Raw genomic sequence first — 17262 nt, forward strand, 5'->3', positions numbered from 1 at the left:
GGCGCGCCCGGCTCAGGCACCGAAGGACTTGGTGCTCTCGTACGTGTAGAAGCCGCGCCCGGTCTTCCGGCCCAGGTCGCCGGCGGCGATCATGCGGTCGACCAGCGGCGGCGGGGCGAAGCGCGGCTCGCGCAGCTGCTCGTAGAGCCGCATGGAGACGGCCTTGTGGACGTCGAGGCCGACGACGTCGAGCAGCCGGAACGGGCCCATCGGGTGGCGCAGCGCGCCGACGACGGCGCGGTCGATCGACTCCACCGTGCCCAGGCCGGCCTCCAGCGCCCGGATGCAGTTGTTCTCCCACGGGATGAGGAAGCGGTTGAGGATGAAGCCGGGCCGGTCCTTGGTGATGACCGTGGTCTTGCCGACGCTCTCCAGGAACTCCAGCGACCGCTTGGTCGCCTCCGAGGCGGTGTGCCGGCCCTCGGCCACCTCGACCAGCTTCATCAGCTGGGCGGGGTTGCAGTAGTGGGTGCCGACGACCCGCTCCGGGTAGCGCGACCCGGAGGCGATCGCCGTCACCGACAGCGTCGAGGTGTTGGTGTGGAACAGCGTGTCCCGGGAGACGACGTCGTCCAGCTCGGCGAACAGGTCCTTCTTCAGCTGGAGGTCCTCGAACACCGCCTCGACGACCACGTCGGCCGGGGCGATGTCGGCCAGGTCCGTCGTCCCCGAGAGGTTGGCCAGCGCCGCGTCGGCCTGCTCCTGGGTGAGCTTGCCCAGCGAGGCGCTCTTCCGCAGGAACCCCGTGGCGTTGTCCAGCCCCCGCTGCACCGCCTCGTCGCTGACGTCGCGCAGGATCGTGCGGTGGCCGCCGCGAGCCGCCACGACCGCGATCCCTGCCCCCATGGTGCCCGCCCCGAGGACGGCGACGGTGAGCTTGTTCGGTGTCATCGGTTCTTCTTCCTCGTACGTACGGTCTGCGGTCATCGGGCCGTCTGGCCGCCGTCGACGACGACGGTCTCGCCGGTCATGAAGTCGGACGCCGGGCCGGCCAGCAGCACCAGCCACGGCGAGAGCTCGTCGGCCTCGCCCATCCGCCGCGCGGGCACCGCCCGCAGCACCTTGGCCAGCGCGTCGGGGTCGGCGCGGAGGTCGGCGTTGAGGTCGGTGGCGAAGTAACCCGGGGCCAGCGCGTTGACCTGCACCCCGGAGCGCGCCCACTCGACGGCCATCGAGCGGGTGAAGGAGACGATCGCGGCCTTGGAGGCGCAGTAGGCGGCGTGGTTGGCCACGCCCTTGAACGCGAAGTTCGACGCGACGTTGATGATCTTGCCCGAGCCCTGCGCCACCATGTGCCGGCCGGCGGCGCGGGTGGCCAGGTAGGTGCCGCGCACGTTGGTGTCCATGACCCGGTCCCACACGGCCGGGTCCTGCTCGAGCAGCGGCGAGCTGTCGATGATCCCGGAGTTGTTGACCAGGACGTCCAGCCCGCCGAGCTGGTCGACGGTGGTGTCCACCAGGTCCTGCACGGCGTCGGCGTCGGTGACGTCGGTGGGCACGGCCAGCCCCCGGCGCCCGCGTCGCCCGACCTCGGCGGCGACCTCGTCGAGCTGGTCCTTGCTGCGGGCGGCGAGCGCCACGTCGGCCCCCGCGTCGGCGAGCGCCAGCGCCATCGCCCGGCCGAGGCCGCGGCCGGCGCCGGTGACGATCGCGACCTTGCCCAGCAGCGGCCGGTCGCTCATCGGAGCACCTCCTTGACGCGCCCGGCCGTGTCCCGGGCCACCAGCAGCCGCTGCACCTCGTTGGTGCCGTCGTAGATCTGGGTGACCTTGGCGTCGCGCAGGTACCGCTCGGCGCCGAGGACGGCGAGGTCGCCGAACCGGCCGAGCACCCGCGTGGCGGCCACCGCCACCTGCCACCCGATGTCGGTGCAGGTCTGCTTCATCAGCCCGATGGCCCCGCCGGTGGCGCCGCCGGAGCGGTCCACCTCCCGGGCCACCGCCAGCAGCATCAGGCGCCCGGACAGGATCCGGCCGCGCATCTCGGCCAGGGCGAAGCCCACGTCCGCCGGCAGCGACGGCCCGTGCACCCGGTGCAGCGCGGCCAGCGCGTGCGCGTAGGCGCCCCGGGCCAGCCCCACGCCCTGCGCGGCGGCGCTGATCCGCGACTTGGTCACCGAGCTGACGACGATCGCCCAGCCCTCGCCCTCGCCGCCGAGGCGGGCGGACGCCGCGACGGGCGTCCGGTCGAAGAACAGCTCGGCGGTCGAGGAGCCGTGCATGCCCATCTTCGCGAAGGGCGCGCTGCGGGTGAGCCCGGGCGCGTCGCCGTCGACGACGAAGGCCGTGATGCCGCGGCGGCCCGCCGCCGGGTCGAGCGTGGCGAAGCAGATGACGACGTCGGCCCGGTCGCCGGTGGTGATGAACGTCTTGGAGCCGGTGATCCGGTACCCGCTCGCCGCCCCGTCGGCGCCCGCCTCGGGCACCGCGAGCGTGCGCAGGGACGAGGCGTCGCTGCCCGCCCCCGGTTCGGTCACCCCGAGCGAGCCGTACGAGCTGCCGTCGACCAGGCCGGGCACGTACCGCCGGGCCAGTTCGGGGCTGCCGGAGTGCAGGATCGGGTAGGCCGCGTGCATCTGCGTCATGTAGACGAGGCTGGTCGCCGCGCAGCCGGCGGTGATCTCCTCCATCGCCGCGGCGTAGGCCACCGTGCTGTCGGCGGTGCCGCCGTACTCCTCGGGCACCAGCAGGCCGCCGAGGCCGGCGCGGGCCAGGGCCTGGTAGCTCTCGTGCGCGAAGGCGTGGTCGCGGTCGCGGGCGGCGGCGCCCGGGGCGACGTGCTCGGCGACGACCTCCCGGGTGCGGGTGCGCACCTCCCGCTCGCGCTCGTCGAGGAGCGCGTCGGCGACCTCCTCGTCCAGCGCGCCGTGCAGCGCCAGGTAGGCGGCGGGATCGACGTCGAGCGCCAGCGGCTCGACGACGTCGGGTGCGGGTGCGGCGGTGGTCATGCGTTCCCCCCTGCCTCGGAGTCCTGCGCCTGCGCGCGGGTGGCGTCGAAGGACGGCGCGCGGCGCGCCCTGAAGGCCGCGATCCCCTCGGCGGCCTCCTCGCCTCCGGTCACCAGGCCGGCCAGGGCGCTCTCCAGCGCCAGGCCCGCCTCCAGCGGCACGTCGGCTCCGTGCCGCAGCGCGAGGAGCACCGCCCGCACCGCGCGCGGCCCCCGGGCGGCGATGCGCAGCGCCAGGTCGCGGGCCGCGTCGACGACCTGCTCGACCGGCACGGGCTGGACCGGCGTCAGCCCCAGAGCGTAGGCACGCTCGGCGGTGAGCCGCTCACCGGTCAGCATGGTGTGGGCGGCCACCGGGCCGCCGACGGTGCGGGCCAGCCGCTGGGTGCCGCCGTAGCCGGGCATCAGCCCGAGCCCCGCCTCCGGCAGGCCCAGCTGCGCGGTCTCGGCGAGGACGGGGAAGGTGCAGGCCAGGGCCACCTCGAAGCCGCCGCCGAGCGCCAGCCCGTTGACGGCGGCGACGACCGGCACCGGCGAGCGCTCGATCCGGGCGACGACGTCCTGGCCGGCGCTCAGCACCGCGTGCGCCTGCTCGGCCGACAGCCCGGCGAGCTCGTCGAGGTCGGCGCCGGCGCTGAAGGCGCGCGTGCCGGTGCCGGTGAGCACGACCGCCCGCACGCCCTCGCCCGGCAGCGCCGCGAGCGCCTGGTCCAGCTCGGCGAGCACCTGGCGGTTGAGCGCGTTGTGCACCTGCGGCCGGTCGATCCGCACGGTCGCGACCGGCCCCTGCAGCTCGACGACCACCACGGCGTCGCTCACCGCGACACCTCCTCGGCGGCCACGCGGGCGGCCTCGACGGCTCCCGACTCCACGAGCTCCTCGACCTCGGCGGCGGCGAAGCCGTGCTCGGCGAGGATGTCGAGGGTGTGCTCGCCCAGCTCGGGGAAGCGCTCGTTGCGCGGCTCCGGCATCGAGGCGAGGCGGAAGGGGCTGCGCACCCCGTTGAGGACGCCGTCGGCGCCCGGGACGGGCAGGATGGCGCCGCGCGCCACCACCTGGCGGTCGGTGCTCACCTCCGACAAGCCCTGCACGAGGGCCGCCGGGACGCCGGCGTCGGCCAGCACCGCCAGCCAGTGCGCGGCCGTGTTCCCGGCCAGCACCTCGGCGATGGTGGCGACGAGCTCGGGGCGGTGCGCCCGCCGGCCGGCGTTGTCCCGCAGCCGGTCGTCGGCGGCGAGGGCGGTGAGGTCCAGGGCCGCGCAGAAGCGCTGCCAGATGACGTCGTTGCCCACGGCCACGACGATGTCGCGGTCGGCGGTGGCGAAGCCCTGGTAGACCGCCAGCACCGAGTCGGTGCCGCCCGACGGGGCCGGCTCCGGCTCGCCGGCGAGGAAGGCCGCGATCCGCGGGGCGAGCAGCGCCAGGTCGGAGTCGAGCAGCGACACGTCGACCAGGTCGCCGCGACCGGTCAGCCGCTGGCGGACGAGGGCGGCGCTGATCGCCAGCGCCGCCGACATGCCGGTGACGATGTCGGAGAGCGCGGTGGACACCCGCTGCGGGGAGCCGCCGGCCGCGCCGGTGACCGACATCAGCCCCGAGCGCGCCTGGGCGACGAGGTCGTAGCCCGGCAGGTGCGCGTCCGGGCCGGTGAGCCCGACCCCGGACATCGCGCAGAAGACCAGGCGCGGGTAGCGGGCCAGCGTCTGCTCCGGTGCCAGGCCGAGGGCCTGCAGCTTCGACGGGTTGAGGTTCTCGATGAGGACGTCGGCGCCGTCGAGCAGCCGGTGCAGCACGCGCCGGCCGCCCTCCGAGCGCAGGTCGAGGGCGATGCTGCGCTTGTTGCGGTTCGCCGAGGCGAACCAGGCGGAGGCCCCGCTCCAGAACGGCGGGCCCCAGTAGCGGGCGTCGTCACCGGTGCCCGGCCGCTCCACCTTGATCACGTCGGCGCCGAGGTCGGCCAGGTACATGGACGCGGTGGGGCCGGCGTAGGAGGTGGACATGTCCACGACGGTCACGCCGTGCAGCGGCGGCGTCGTGGTCCGGATCCCTCCCACCAGGGTCTCGGCCGTCATGAGAGCTCGGGAGGTGTTGCGGAAGCCACATCCCGAACGTAGCTATCTCAGACAGTCATGTCAATGTCGGACATTCACCCACTGGCCGCCGTGTCGTCGGTGGCGGTGTAGGCGAGCAGGTGCTCGCGGAGGTAGGTCAGGTGCTCCACGATCGCCACCTCCGCGGCGGCCTCGTCGCCCGCGGAGATGGCGTTGACGATGGCCTGGTGCTGGCGCACCGTCGTCGTCCCGACCTCCGGGGACAGGTCGAGGTAGCGCACCGGCTCGGTCTGGCTGTGCAGCGCGGCGACGAAGGACGCCAGCACGCGGTTGCCCGAGGCCTTGGCGATCGCGCTGTGGAACTGGGCGTCCAGCTCGGGGACCGCGGGGTCGTCCACCGAGATGGACTTCTGCCGCTTGACGATGTCGCGCAGCAGCGTGAGGTCGGCCTCGGTGCGGTGCTGCGCGGCCAGGCGCGCCGCCGGGACCTCCAGGTGCTGGCGGACCAGCGCGACCTCCTCGAACCGGATGCGGCCCAGCGCGAGGAGGCTCTGCATGGACTCCGACAGGACGTCGCCGAGCGACTCGTGGTCCACCGACCGCACGAAGCTGCCGCCGCCGGCCCCGGGGACCTTCGAGATCAGGTTCTGCGTCGCGAGGGCGTGCAGCGCCTCCCGCACGGTGTTGCGGCTGACGTCGAACTGGCGTGCCAGCTCGGCCTCCGACGGCAGCCGCTCCCCGCTGCGCAGCACCCCGGAGAGGATGGCGGAGCGGATCTGGTCCTCCACCTGCTCCCGCGGGCGCAGCACCTTGCGCCCGATGACCGGCGCACCGGCGCCCTCCCCCGTCAGCGCTGTTCCGTTCCGCACGTCCATCTCCTCGGGCGCCTGCAAAAAGTCCGACATCTGCCATTGTCCCCGACGACGACCGCCGGACGCCAAGGGTGCCGCACGGCGGTGCCCCCTGGAGGTGACCTCCCCGGCGGCACCCTCCGGCCGGGGAGCCGGCCGGGTCTCAGCGCTTGCCCTGCTGGACCGCCCAGGTGTTGCCGTCGGGGTCGTCGAAGAAGACGAACGAGGCGAAGTCGGCGTCCTGCGGGTCGAGGCCCGGCTTCTGCTCCCCGCCGTCGAAGTGCACGACGCCGCTGTGCCCGACGCCGGCCGCGTCGAGCGCCGCGGCGGCCGCGGTGATGTCGGCGACCACGAACTGGCTGCCCTTCATCGAGCCCGGCGCGCTCTGCGGCAGACCCTTCCCGAAGACGATCGAGCAGGCCGAGCCGGGCGGGGTCACCTGCACGACCCGGAAGTGCTCGCTCGGCGCGAAGTCGGTGTCGACCGGGAAGCCCAGCTTCCCCCCGTAGAACTCCTTGGCCCGGTCCACGTCGCTGACCGGCACGACCAGCACTTCCAGCTTCCAGTCCATCGCTCCTCCTCCGCGGGCGTCGCCCCCTGCGTACCGGACGGCGACCGCGGTGGGAACTCATCGCCGACCGGTGGCGTCGCCCGGGTCGCGGTGCGTCATCGCCGCCGTGGCGGCGGGCCGAGCCGGCCGGGCTCGGCGGCCTCGTCGCGGAACGCCTCGGCCGCCTGCGGCGAGCTGCTGATCCGCCAGTCGGTCTCCTTGGCCAGGTCGAACCAGACCAGCACGCGGACGCCGCGGTCGAGCGCCAGGTCGAACAGGTCGCGGATCCAGGCGGCCTTGTCCCCGCCCGCCTCGGCCGAGGCCACCTCGGTGATCGCCAGCGGCCGGTCGGACAGCTCGTCGAGGAGTTCGAGGGTGGCCCCGAACAGCTCCTCGGGATCGCGCCACCCGCCCCACGGCAGCGCCGTCCCGCCGTTGTAGCCGTCGACGGCCACCCAGTCGACGTCGTCGTCCCCCGGGTAGAGCGGCGGGATCGCCGCGTAGCCGCGTGCGGGCACGTTGACGCACCAGACCCAGGTCACCAGGTCGGCACCCTCGCGCCGGAAGACCTCGCGGACGTGCCGGTAGGCGGCGACGGCGGTCTCGGCGCTGTTGCCGTTGACCCCCGCGCCCCACGGGTAGTGGGTGGCGTTCAGCTCGTGCAGGAAGCGCAGGGCGAGCGGGCGGCCCCAGTCCCGGACCTGGCGCGCGAAGGCGGCGACGTAGGCGTCGAACGCCCCGTCCGCGATCCGGGCGAGGGTGTAGGCCGGCTGCTCGACCCCGGCCGCCGGGTCCCACGGTTCCCAGGTGAGCAGCGGCAGGGCGCCCCGGTCGGCCACGGCGCTCGCCCGGGCCGCGTCGAAGGCCGGGGTCCCGTGCCAGGCCTGGTACCACACGTGGACGCCGGCGCGGACGCCCGTCGCCCGGGCGAAGGAGTCCAGCGCCGCCGGGTCCTCCGCGGCGACGCCGAGGGTCAGCGGCTGCGGCGACCCGCAGCCCGGCTGCGGGAGGACCAGCAGCGAGACGACCGCCGCCACCAGGAGGCCGCGTCGTCCCACCGGACGAGCATCGCCGCCGCGCATCGACGGCGCACCTCGCGCCCGCGTGTCGCGGACCGGCCGGTCCGCATGCATGGTGGGGGCCGGAGCTCCGAGACCACAACGTCCGGTATTCGGCTGGGAACGGGCTGTGAGGAGGCTGGGTGCACGCGATCACCACGGGGGCGGACGAGGACTCGCGAGAACTCCACAGGCTCAGGGCGCTCGAGGACCTCGACGTGCTCACCGCAGGACCGGAGGAGCGCTTCGACCGGATCACGCGTCTGGCGCGGCAGCTGTTCGGGGTGGCCACCGCTGCGGTCACCCTGGTCGACCGGGACACCCAGCACGTCAAGTCCCAGCACGGGGAGGAGATCGACGACGTCCCGCGGTCGGAGGCGTTCTGCGGCCGGACCATCCAGGACAGCCGGATCCTCGTCGTCGAGGACGCCCGCGCCGACGAGCGGTTCGCCGCGAACTCGCTGGTCACCGGGGAGCCGCACATCCGGTTCTACGCCGGCCGGCCGCTGGCGGCACCGGGCGGCCACCGGGTCGGCGCGCTGTGCCTGGTCGACGACCACCCGCGCTCCTTCGGCCCTGCGGAGCTGGCGCTGCTCGACGAGCTGGGCGCCTGGGTCGAGCACGAGCTGACCCGCTCCCAGGAGATGCAGCAGGCCGGGGCCGTGCAGCGCGCCCTGCTCCCCCGCCGGCGACCCGACGTCGACGGCTACGACGTCCTGGGCGCCTGCCTGCCGGCCCGCGCGGTCGGCGGCGACTTCGTGGACTGGTACACCGCCCCCGACGGCGACCTCGTCCTCACCCTCGGCGACGTCATGGGCAAGGGCCTGTCCGCGGGCATCATCATGGCCACGGTGCGCGCCGCCATGCGCGCCGCCGGCCGGCTGGTGGCACCGGCCGCGGCGGTGGCCGAGGCGGCCGAGGCCCTCCACGAGGACCTCGAGCGCACCCAGTCGATGGTGACCCTGTGCCACGCCCGCCTGAGCCCCGGCGAGCACGTGCTGCGGTACGCCGACGCCGGCCACGGGCTCATGCTGCTGGTCCGCGCCGACGGCACGGTGGTCAACCCGCCCGCCGGCGGCCTGCCGCTGGGCGTCCTGCCGGGCGAGCGGTGGGTCGAGGACGACGTCCGGCTCGCCCGCGGCGACACCGTGGTGGCCTTCAGCGACGGCGTCCTGGACCTGTACGACGGGACGCTCGCCGCCCGCGACGAGCTCGCGGCGCTCGTGCGCGAGTCGGCCTGCGCCGCCGACGCGGTCAACCGCGTCGTCCGCCGGGCCCGCCGGCTGGATCCGCTGCCGGACGACGTCGCCCTGGTGGCCGTGCGGAGGCTGCCGTGAGCGCCGGCGCCCACCGGGCCACGCGCCGGCGCACCCGACGCGGGCTCGTCCGGGTGCTCGTGGTGCTGACCCTGGTCACCGGCGTCAACTACGTCGCCTGGCGGTGGCTGGACTCGGTCAACTGGGCGTACTGGTGGATCGCCGTCCCGCTGGTGGTGGCCGAGACCTACAGCCTGGTCGACGCGTTCCTCTTCGGCGCCACGATGTGGCGGCTCAAGCAGCGCGGGGAGCCGGAGCCGCCACCGGAGGGCGCGACGGTCGACGTCTTCATCACCACCTACGACGAGCCGATCGAGCTCGTGATGGCCACCGCCCGCGCGGCCGCCGCGATCCGCCACCCGCACCGGACCTGGGTGCTCGACGACGGCGACCGCGCCGAGCTGCGGGCGGCCGTCGAGGCGGCGGGCGTCGGCTACCTCACCCGCCACGAGGACTGGGCCGACCGGCCGCGGCACGCCAAGGCGGGCAACCTGAACAACGCGCTGTTCGCCACGGACGGGGAGTTCCTGCTCATCCTCGACGCCGACCAGGTGCCCGACCCGGCCATCCTCGACCGCACCCTGGGCTACTTCCGGGACCCGCAGGTGGCCCTGGTCCAGACGCCGCAGTGGTTCGTCAACGTCGGCAGGTCCGACCCGCTCGGCAGCCAGGCCCCGCTGTTCTACGGCCCCATCCAGCAGGGCAAGGACGGCTGGAACGCGGCGTTCTTCTGCGGCTCCAACGCGGTGCTGCGGCGCGAGGCCCTGATGCAGCTCGGCGTCGTCGGCTACGTGCGGCAGGTGGAGCGCGCGGTCGCCGACGCGCTGCACACCGCGCGCCGGGTGCTCGCGCGGGCCCGGCGGGAGGCCGACGGGCACTCCGCGGCCGCGCGGGCCGCCCTCGACGAGGTGGCCGCCGCCGTGGAGCAGGCCCGTGCCGAGCTGCGCGCCGGCACCCCGGTCGCCGAGGTCACCTACCGCTTCCAGGGTCGCGTCGACGCCGCGTCGCGCGAGGTGGTCGCCGCCGACGTCGCGGCGCTGCAGGCCGACCTGGCGGCGATCGAGGAGCTGCCGGTGGAGGCCGACCGGCAGCTGGGCGGGGTCGTCGTCGACGAGGTGGCGCTGGCCCGGCTCGCCGAGCGGGACTGGTCGCCGCTCGGGGCGCTCGAGTCGGTGCGGGCCCTGGTCGCCGCCGTGGACGTCGGGCTGGGGCACGAGGCGCAGCCGCTCATGCCGATGGCGACGATCTCGGTCACCGAGGACATGGCCACGGCGATGCGGCTGCACGCGCTGGGCTGGCGCACCGTCTACCACCACGAGGTCCTCGCCCGGGGGCTGGCGCCGGAGGACCTGGGCACCATGCTGCAGCAACGGCTGCGCTGGGCCCAGGGCACGCTGCAGGTGATGCTCAAGGAGAACCCGCTGGTGCAGCGGGGGCTCAGCGTCGGGCAGAAGCTGATGTACCTGGCCACGATGTGGAGCTACCTGTCCGGGTTCGCCGCCGTCGTCTACATCGTCGCGCCGGTGCTCTACCTGTTCTTCGGGATCCGCCCGGTGCAGAGCTTCGGTGGCGACTTCGCCGTCCGGCTGATCCCCTACCTGCTGTGCACCCAGCTGCTGTTCGCGGTCGTCGGGTACGGGATCAGGACGTGGCGCGGCCAGCAGTACAGCCTGGCGCTGTTCCCGCTGTGGATCCGGGCCTGCGCGACGGCGGTCGGCAACGTCGCGTTCGGCCGCAGCCTCGGCTTCGTCGTCACGCCCAAGACCCGGCAGACGACGGGTGGGTTCCCGTGGCGGCTGGTCCTGCCGCAGCTCGTGGCGATCGGCCTGCTGGTCGCCGCCCTGGTCGTCGGCGTGGTCCGGCTGGCCACGGGGACCGCGCCGACCGTGCAGGGCGTGGTCATCAACCTGGTGTGGGTGCTGTACGACCTCGTCGTGCTGAGCGTCGTCATCGAGGCCGGGCGCTACCGCGGCCCGGAGAGCGAGGAGACCGTCCAGTGATCACCGTCGACACCGGGCACGCGCCGGGCACCGCGGTCGTGCGACCCGAGGGCCGGCTCACCATGGTGACCGCGCCGCAGCTGCGCTCCGCGGTCAGCGAGGCCGTCGCCGCCGGCAGCTCCCGGGTCGTGGTCGACCTGAGCGCGTGCGAGTTCATCGACTCGTCCGGGCTGGGGGCCGTCATCGGCGGGCTCAAGACCGCGCGGCAGGCCGGCGGCGACCTGCGCATCGCCGCCGCCGGCGAGCAGGTGCGCATGGTCCTGCAGCTGACCAACCTCGACCGCGTGCTGCGCGCCCACACCAGCGTCGAGGAGGCGCTCGGTGCCGGGTGAGACCCGGCTGACCCTCACCGTGCCCGCCGAGGCCGCCTCGCTCGACCGCCTGCACGCCGCGGTGGCGGAGCTCTGGACGGAGGAGCCCGGCGTCGGGTCCGCCGACCGGCTGGCCTTCGAGACGGCGCTCGCCGAGGTGGCGGGCAACGTCGTCCAGCACGCCACCGCGGGGCTGGGGCTCGACCTCACCGTCGACCTCGCCGTCCACCCCGACCGCCTCGAGGCGCGCCTCAGCGACCGCGGCCGGGCGGCGTCGGTGCGGCTGGACGACGTGGTGCTGCCCGACGAGCTCGCCGAGTCCGGCCGCGGGCTGGCCCTCGCGGTGGCGGCCGTGGACCAGGTGGACTACCGGCACGAGGACGGCGTCAACCACTGGCTCCTCGTCCGCCGTCGGCACCGCTAGCGTGCCGGCCGCCGGGGCGGTGGCGGCCGGTCAGCCGCCGGCGTGCGAGGCGGCGCCGGCGGGGAAGGCGGTGGTCGCGTCGCCGAGCAGCAGCATCCGGTAGGTGGCGGTCGCCGCCTCCTCCAGGTTCGCCGCCCGGCGGAACGCCATCCCGACGTCCGGGCCCAGCGCCGAGCAGCCGTGGTGCGACAGCACCACGCAGTCGTGCGCGCGGGCCTGCTCCGCGGCGGCGTCGGCCAGCTCGTCGGAGCCGTTCGGGAGGTACGGCACCGTGCCCACCGAGCGCACGTGGACCGCGTGGTCGAGGGTGAGCAGCCGGATGCGGTGGCCGAGGGCGTCGACGAGGACGGCGTGCTGCGGGTGCAGGTGGACGACGGCGCCGGCGTCGGGCCGCACCAGGTAGGTGCGCTGGTGCAGCTTCCACTCGCTCGAGGGCCGCTGCGCGCCCCCGACCACCGCGCCGTCCAGCGTGACCACGCTGAAGTCGGCCGGGGTGAGGCGGTCGAGCCAGGTGCCGGCCGCCGTCACCACGAACTCGTGCGCGCCCGGCAGCCGCGCCGAGAGGTTGCCGCCGCTGGCCAGCACCAGCCCCCGCTCGACCGCCGTCCGGCCCACCTCGATCAGCTGGTCGACCGCCTCGGCGCGGGTCGTCGCCGGCCTCATGCCGACCAGTACGACGCGACGTCGGCGGGGGCGAAGCGGCCCCGGTCGGTGACGACCGCGCTGACCAACCGCGGCGGGGTGACGTCGAAGGCGGGGTAGACGCCGCGCACCCGGGTCGAGGCCGTGCGCCGGCCGAGCGCGTGCAGCACCTCGTCGCCGTCGCGGTCCTCCAGCTCGACGTCGGCGGCGGTCGCGGCCTGCCGGTCCGGCGCCTGCACCAGCGCCACGAACGGCACCCCGAACGCGTGCGCGGCGAGCGCGATCGACAAGGTCCCGATCTTGTTGACCACGGCGCCGTCCATGGTCACCCGGTCGGCGCCGGTGACGAAGACCGTCACCTCGCCGCGGCTCATCAGGTGCGCGGGCATGCCGTCGGTGACCAGCCGGGTGGGCACGCCCATCTCGGCCAGGCTCTCCGCGGTCAGCCGGGCGCCCTGCAGGTAGGGCCGGGTCTCGGTGCAGATCGCGTCGATCCGCCGACCCGAGCGCAGCACCGCGGCGACGGTCTCGGTCAGGTAGGCGTCGGCCCAGCAGTGGGTGAGCACGGTGGCGCCGTCGGGGACCAGGGCCGCGGCGTGCTCGCCGAGCGCCCGGTAGCGGGCGCGGTACCGCTCGGCCAGCGCGTCGGCGGCCCGCTCGACGTCCCCGCCCGCCTCCGCGACCGCGAGCAGCCCGGCGACGACGTCCCGGATGCCGTTGTTGGTCGGCCGGGTGGCGACCAGCCGCCGCGCGGCCTCGCGGACGGCGTCGAGCCGCCCGCTGCGCGCCGCGAGCACCATGCCGCCGGCCGCGGCGAACGGCGGCCCGAGGCTCTGCGTGACCATGTCCTCGATCGCCTTGGCGACGTCCTCGACGTCGCGGCAGGTCACCCACACCCGCTCGAACGGGAACACCCGGCGGTCGAGGATCCGGACGGCGTCCGCCTCGACCACCACGCTCTGCCCGACCAGCGTCGGGACCGGGACGTCGATGCTGCTCACCCCCTGTCGACATCGGCGGTGTCGCACGCCGCGCGCCCCGGGAGCGTGCGACACCGCCGATCTCGCCGGTCTCAGGTGCCGGTGATGTGCTCCGGGCGGATCGGCACCCGGCGCAGCTCCTTCCCCGTCGCCGCCCGCACGGCCGCGGCCACCGCGGGGCCGGAGGAGATGGTCGGCGGCTCCCCCACCCCGCGCACGCCGTAGGGCGCGTGCGGATCGGGGTTCTCGAGGAGCTCGATGCGCATCGGCGGGGTGTCGAGGACGGTCGGGATCAGGTAGTCGGTGAACGAGGGGTTGCGCACGTGCCCGTCGGCGACGACGACCTCCTCCATGAGCGCCAGCCCCATGCCCTGCGCGCTGCCGCCCTGGATCTGGCCGACGACGGCGTCGGGGTTGAGCGCCCTGCCCACGTCCTGCGCGGTGTCCAGCGCGACCACCTTGACCAGCCCGAGCTCGGTGTCGACGTCGACGACGGCCCGGTGCGCGGAGAAGGCGAACTGCACGTGCGCGTCGCCCTGCCCGGTCTCGGGGTCGACGGCGTGGGTGGGCCGGTGCCGCCACTCGACGGTCTCCTCGACCGCGTCGTCGCCGAGCACCTCGGCCAGCCCGGCCAGCACCTCGCCGGTCAGGCCGACCACCTTGTCGCCGTCCATCGACAGCGAGCCGACCGGCAGGTCCAGCGCGAGCGCCGCCCGCTGCAGCACCCGCGTGCGCACCGCCTCGCAGGCGGCCTTCACCGCGCCGCCGGTGACGTAGGTCTGCCGGGACGCCGACGTCGAGCCGGCGGAGCCCACCTGCGTGTCGGCCGGGACGACGACGACCCGCTCCACCCCCAGCTCGGTGCGGCAGATCTGCTGCTGCACGGTGACCAGCCCCTGGCCCACCTCGGCGGCCGCGGTGTGCACGGTGGCCACCGCCTCGCCGCCGGTCACCTGCAGCCGCACCTGGGCGGTGGAGTAGTCGTCGAAGCCCTCGGAGAACCCGATGTTCTTGTAGGTCACCGAGTAGCCGACGCCGCGCCGCATCCCCTCGCCGTGCGTGGTGTTGCCGACCGCGCCGGGCAGCGTGCGCAGGTCCCGCTCGCCGGCCGGCTCCGGGGGCAGCGGCATGTCCCTGACCCGCTGCAGCAGCTCGGCGACCGGCGCGGCCGAGTCGACGACCTGGCCGGTGATGTTGCGGTCGCCCTCGCGCATGCCGTTCTTCTGCCGGATCTCCACCGGGTCCATGCCCAGCACCCCGGCGAGCTCGTCCATCAGGGCCTCGTGCGCGAACGCCGCCTGCACGCAGCCGAACCCGCGCATCGCCCCGCACGGCGGGTTGTGCGTGTACACCCCGCGGGCGTCGACCGACACGTTCGGGATCCGGTACGGGCCCAGGCCGAGGGTGCCGGCGTTGCCCACCACGGCCGGCGTCGAGGAGGCGTACGCGCCGCCGTCGAGCAGGACGTCGGTCCTCGCGTAGACCAGCGTGCCGTCCCGCTCGGCGCCGAACTCGTAGTGCAGCCAGGCCGGGTGCCGGTGGACGTGGCCGTAGAAGGACTCCTCCCGGCCGTAGACCATCTTCACCGGCCGGCCGGTGCGCAGCGCCAGCATGCAGGCGTGGACGTGCACCGACAGGTCCTCGCGCCCGCCGAACGCGCCGCCGACCCCGGCCAGGGTCAGCCGCACCTTCTCCGGCGGCATCCCGAGCGCCGCGCACATCTGCCGCTGGTCGACGTGCAGCCACTGGGTGGCCACGTAGAGGTCGACGCCGCCGTCCTCCGCCGGCACCGCCAGCCCGGACTCGGGGCCGAGGAAGGCCTGGTCCTGCATCCCGACCTCGAAGTCGAGCGACACGACGACCGGGGCGGTGGCCGCGGGGTCGCCGCGGCGCAGCCTGAGGTGGCGCACCAGGTTGCCGGCCGGGTTGACCTGCGGCGCGTCGTCGTCCAGGGCCCGCCGCGGGTCGGTGACCGCCGGCAGCGGCTCGTAGTCCACCCGGATCCGGCGGGCCGCCCGGCGCGCGGTCTCCGGGTGGTCCGCGGCGACCAGCGCCACCGGCTCGCCCTCGTAGCGGACGACGTCGGCGGCGAGCACCGGGGAGTCGGCGTGCTCGAGCCCGTAGGCGTTCTCGCCCGGGACGTCGTCGGCGGTGAGGACGGCGGTGACGCCGGGCACCGCGAGCGCCTCGGCGACGTCGATGCCCCTGATCCGCGCGTGCGGGTGCGGGCTGCGCAGCGTGACGCCCCAGACCATGTCGTCGTGCCAGAGGTCGCTGGCGTAGGCGAACTCGCCGGTGACCTTGAGCGTGCCGTCGGGGCGCAGCGGGCTGTCGCCGATCCGGCCCGTCGTCGTGCTCGGCGGAGCGGGGCGGGTGCGGGTCCCCGTCACGGCTGCACCTGCTTGCGGGCGGCGAGCCGGACGGCGTCGAGGATCTTCTCGTAGCCGGTGCAGCGGCACAGGTTGCCGGCCAGGGCCTCGCGGATCTCCAGGTCGTCGGGCTGCGGCACGCGGGCGAGCAGGTCGTGCGCGGCGACGACCAGCCCCGGCGTGCAGAACCCGCACTGGACGGCGCCGGCCTCGACGAACGCCTCCTGCACCGGGTGCAGGCCCTCCGCCGGGGCCAGCCCCTCGACGGTGACGACGTCGCGGCCGATGGCCTGGCCGGCCGCGACCAGGCAGGAGCACACCGGCTCGCCGTCGAGGTAGACGGTGCAGGAGCCGCACTCCCCCTGCTCGCAGGCGTTCTTCGAGCCGGGCAGGCCGAGCCGCTCGCGCAGCAGGAACAGCAGGCTCTCGCCGGGCCAGACGTCGTCGACCGACTGCTCGGCGCCGTTGACGGTGGTGGTGACGCGCATGTGCTCAGCCCGCCTCCTTCATCTCGTGCTGGTACTCGCCCCAGGCCCAGGTGGCGGTGCGGCGCGCCATCACCGACAGGGCGTGCCGCCGGTACGCCGCGCTGCCGCGGACGTCGTCGATGGGTGCGGCCGCCGCCGCCACGCGCTCGCCGAACTCCCGGGCCAGCGTCGCGGGCAGCGGCGCGCGGGACTCCCACAGGCCGGCGGCGTCGAGCTCGCCGGCGAGGAACTCCTCGGCGCCGGTCGCGCGCCGCGGTGTGGGCGCGGCGGAGCCGATGCCGGTGCCGACGGCCCGCCGGTCGGGGTGCAGCGCCAGCGCGAACGCCGTCACCGCGATGACCATGGCGTTGCGCGTGCCGATCTTGGAGAACTGCTGCGGTCCGGCAGCGACCGGCACCAGCACGGCCGCGATCAGCTCGTCGGCCGCCAGCGCGTTGCGCTTCACGCCGGTGTAGAAGTCGGCGGCGGGCACCGTGCGGGCGCCGCGCGCGGCCGAGGCGACCTCGACGACCGCCTCGGCGGCCAGCAGCGGCGGGTGCGAGTCGCCGGCCGGCGAGGCCGCGCCCAGGTTGCCGCCGACCGTCCCCCGCGTGCGGATCTGCGGCGAGCCCACGGTGCGGGCGGCCATCGCCAGCCCCGGCAGCTGCCCCCCGAGCTCGGCGACGACCCGCGCGTAGGTCACGCCGGCGCCGAGCCGGACGCGGTCGCCGTCGGTCGCCCACTCCCGCAGCTCGGCCACCCGGCCGAGGTCGAGCAGGGCGCCCGGCCGACGCCGGTCGAAGTTGAGCTCGACCATGACGTCGGTGCCCCCGGCGATCGGCAACGCGTCGGGTCGCTCGGCCCGCAGCGCCAGGGCCTCGGCCCACGTCGTCGGTTGCAGGAAGTCCATCGCTCTCCTCGCCATCGGCCGCCACCGGGTGGTCCTCGAAGGGAACCCCCCGGTCGGGGAACTGGCAAGGCACCACGACCCGCCGTCCGCCATCCGACCGCAGGGATGCATCGAACGCGTGACGGGGCCGGGTCGCGTCGGTTTCGCGACCCGGCCCCAACTGCCCGATCCGCGTCCGGCGCCGCACCTCCGCCGCGAGTCCTGCGATCTCGGGGCTTTCCGGTGCCCGAAAGCCCCGAGACCGCAGGAGTCACCGGCTCGGAGCCGTGGCGCCGCCCCTGCACCCGACCTTCCCCGGGGCCCGGGGGGCGGGGGCGGGGGGGGGGGGGGGGGGGGGGGGGGGGGGGGGGGGGGGGGGGGGGGGGGGGGGGGCGGCCCGGCGGGGGG

General features: G+C 75.3%; 17 protein-coding genes. 4 read left to right on the plus strand and 13 right to left on the minus strand.

Going from position 1 to position 17262, the window contains the following annotated elements; genetic code table 11:
• Positions 1 to 12: 12 nt before the first annotated feature.
• The 8 genes from ACI78S_RS23055 to ACI78S_RS23090 all read right to left on the minus strand — a co-directional run bounded on the left by ACI78S_RS23055 (position 13) and on the right by ACI78S_RS23090 (position 7456).
• Positions 13 to 891: a 3-hydroxyacyl-CoA dehydrogenase family protein gene (locus tag ACI78S_RS23055; protein WP_456977312.1), complete on the minus strand. Its 879-nt coding sequence runs from the start codon at positions 889 to 891 to the stop codon at positions 13 to 15.
• 32 nt (positions 892 to 923) lie between these two features.
• Positions 924 to 1682: an SDR family NAD(P)-dependent oxidoreductase gene (locus ACI78S_RS23060; protein ID WP_456977313.1), complete on the minus strand. Its 759-nt coding sequence runs from the start codon at positions 1680 to 1682 to the stop codon at positions 924 to 926.
• Entirely contained in the window at positions 1679 to 2947 is a 1269-nt protein-coding gene (locus ACI78S_RS23065) for an acyl-CoA dehydrogenase family protein (RefSeq protein ID WP_456977314.1), read from the minus strand. Before ACI78S_RS23065 ends, ACI78S_RS23060 begins: the two co-directional genes overlap by 4 nt.
• On the minus strand, positions 2944 to 3765 hold the full coding sequence (locus tag ACI78S_RS23070) for an enoyl-CoA hydratase/isomerase family protein (protein ID WP_456977315.1): 822 nt from the start codon (positions 3763 to 3765) through the stop codon (positions 2944 to 2946). Before ACI78S_RS23070 ends, ACI78S_RS23065 begins: the two co-directional genes overlap by 4 nt.
• Entirely contained in the window at positions 3762 to 5018 is a 1257-nt protein-coding gene (locus ACI78S_RS23075; RefSeq protein WP_456977316.1) for a CaiB/BaiF CoA transferase family protein, read from the minus strand. Before ACI78S_RS23075 ends, ACI78S_RS23070 begins: the two co-directional genes overlap by 4 nt.
• 74 nt (positions 5019 to 5092) lie before the next feature.
• Positions 5093 to 5866 (minus strand): FadR/GntR family transcriptional regulator, encoded by a 774-nt coding sequence (locus ACI78S_RS23080; protein ID WP_456977317.1) that lies wholly within the window; start codon positions 5864 to 5866, stop codon positions 5093 to 5095.
• A gap of 145 nt (positions 5867 to 6011) precedes the next feature.
• Positions 6012 to 6419 carry a VOC family protein gene (locus ACI78S_RS23085; protein ID WP_456977318.1) on the minus strand — a complete coding sequence of 136 codons (408 nt, stop codon included), beginning with the start codon at positions 6417 to 6419 and terminating at the stop codon, positions 6012 to 6014.
• A 95-nt stretch (positions 6420 to 6514) separates the two neighbouring features.
• Positions 6515 to 7456, minus strand: coding sequence for a glycoside hydrolase family 26 protein (locus tag ACI78S_RS23090; protein WP_456977319.1), 942 nt, complete (start codon positions 7454 to 7456; stop codon positions 6515 to 6517).
• 143 nt (positions 7457 to 7599) lie between these two features.
• Between ACI78S_RS23090 and ACI78S_RS23095 the strand changes: the two genes are divergently transcribed.
• Genes ACI78S_RS23095 through ACI78S_RS23110 form a run of 4 tightly spaced genes read left to right on the plus strand, consistent with a single transcriptional unit; the run spans position 7600 to position 11507 of the window.
• Entirely contained in the window at positions 7600 to 8793 is a 1194-nt protein-coding gene (locus ACI78S_RS23095) for a PP2C family protein-serine/threonine phosphatase (protein WP_456977320.1), read from the plus strand.
• Positions 8790 to 10772, plus strand: a complete 1983-nt coding sequence (locus ACI78S_RS23100) for a glycosyltransferase (protein ID WP_456977321.1) — start codon at positions 8790 to 8792, stop codon at positions 10770 to 10772. The genes ACI78S_RS23095 and ACI78S_RS23100 overlap by 4 nt, the downstream gene beginning before the upstream one ends.
• Positions 10769 to 11104 carry an STAS domain-containing protein gene (locus ACI78S_RS23105; RefSeq protein ID WP_456977322.1) on the plus strand — a complete coding sequence of 112 codons (336 nt, stop codon included), beginning with the start codon at positions 10769 to 10771 and terminating at the stop codon, positions 11102 to 11104. The genes ACI78S_RS23100 and ACI78S_RS23105 overlap by 4 nt, the downstream gene beginning before the upstream one ends.
• Complete coding sequence (locus ACI78S_RS23110; RefSeq protein WP_456977323.1) at positions 11094 to 11507, plus strand: ATP-binding protein; 414 nt, start codon at positions 11094 to 11096, stop codon at positions 11505 to 11507. The genes ACI78S_RS23105 and ACI78S_RS23110 overlap by 11 nt, the downstream gene beginning before the upstream one ends.
• Positions 11508 to 11537: 30 nt before the next feature.
• Here ACI78S_RS23110 and ACI78S_RS23115 read toward each other — a convergent pair whose 3' ends face one another.
• The 5 genes from ACI78S_RS23115 to ACI78S_RS23135 all read right to left on the minus strand — a co-directional run bounded on the left by ACI78S_RS23115 (position 11538) and on the right by ACI78S_RS23135 (position 16875).
• A complete protein-coding gene (locus ACI78S_RS23115; RefSeq protein ID WP_456977324.1) occupies positions 11538 to 12170 on the minus strand; it encodes a class II aldolase/adducin family protein in 633 nt (210 codons plus the stop codon).
• A complete protein-coding gene (locus tag ACI78S_RS23120) occupies positions 12167 to 13150 on the minus strand; it encodes a methylthioribose-1-phosphate isomerase (protein ID WP_456977325.1) in 984 nt (327 codons plus the stop codon). The genes ACI78S_RS23115 and ACI78S_RS23120 overlap by 4 nt, the downstream gene beginning before the upstream one ends.
• Before the next feature lie 71 nt (positions 13151 to 13221).
• Complete coding sequence (gene pucD / locus ACI78S_RS23125; RefSeq protein WP_456977326.1) at positions 13222 to 15519, minus strand: xanthine dehydrogenase subunit D; 2298 nt, start codon at positions 15517 to 15519, stop codon at positions 13222 to 13224.
• Positions 15516 to 15986, minus strand: a complete 471-nt coding sequence (locus ACI78S_RS23130) for a (2Fe-2S)-binding protein (RefSeq protein ID WP_456977327.1) — start codon at positions 15984 to 15986, stop codon at positions 15516 to 15518. Before ACI78S_RS23130 ends, pucD begins: the two co-directional genes overlap by 4 nt.
• Positions 15987 to 15990: 4 nt before the next feature.
• Positions 15991 to 16875: an FAD binding domain-containing protein gene (locus tag ACI78S_RS23135; RefSeq protein WP_456977328.1), complete on the minus strand. Its 885-nt coding sequence runs from the start codon at positions 16873 to 16875 to the stop codon at positions 15991 to 15993.
• Between the last annotated feature and the right edge of the window lie 387 nt (positions 16876 to 17262).

It is taken from the genome of Geodermatophilus sp. SYSU D00815 (assembly GCF_054050035.1).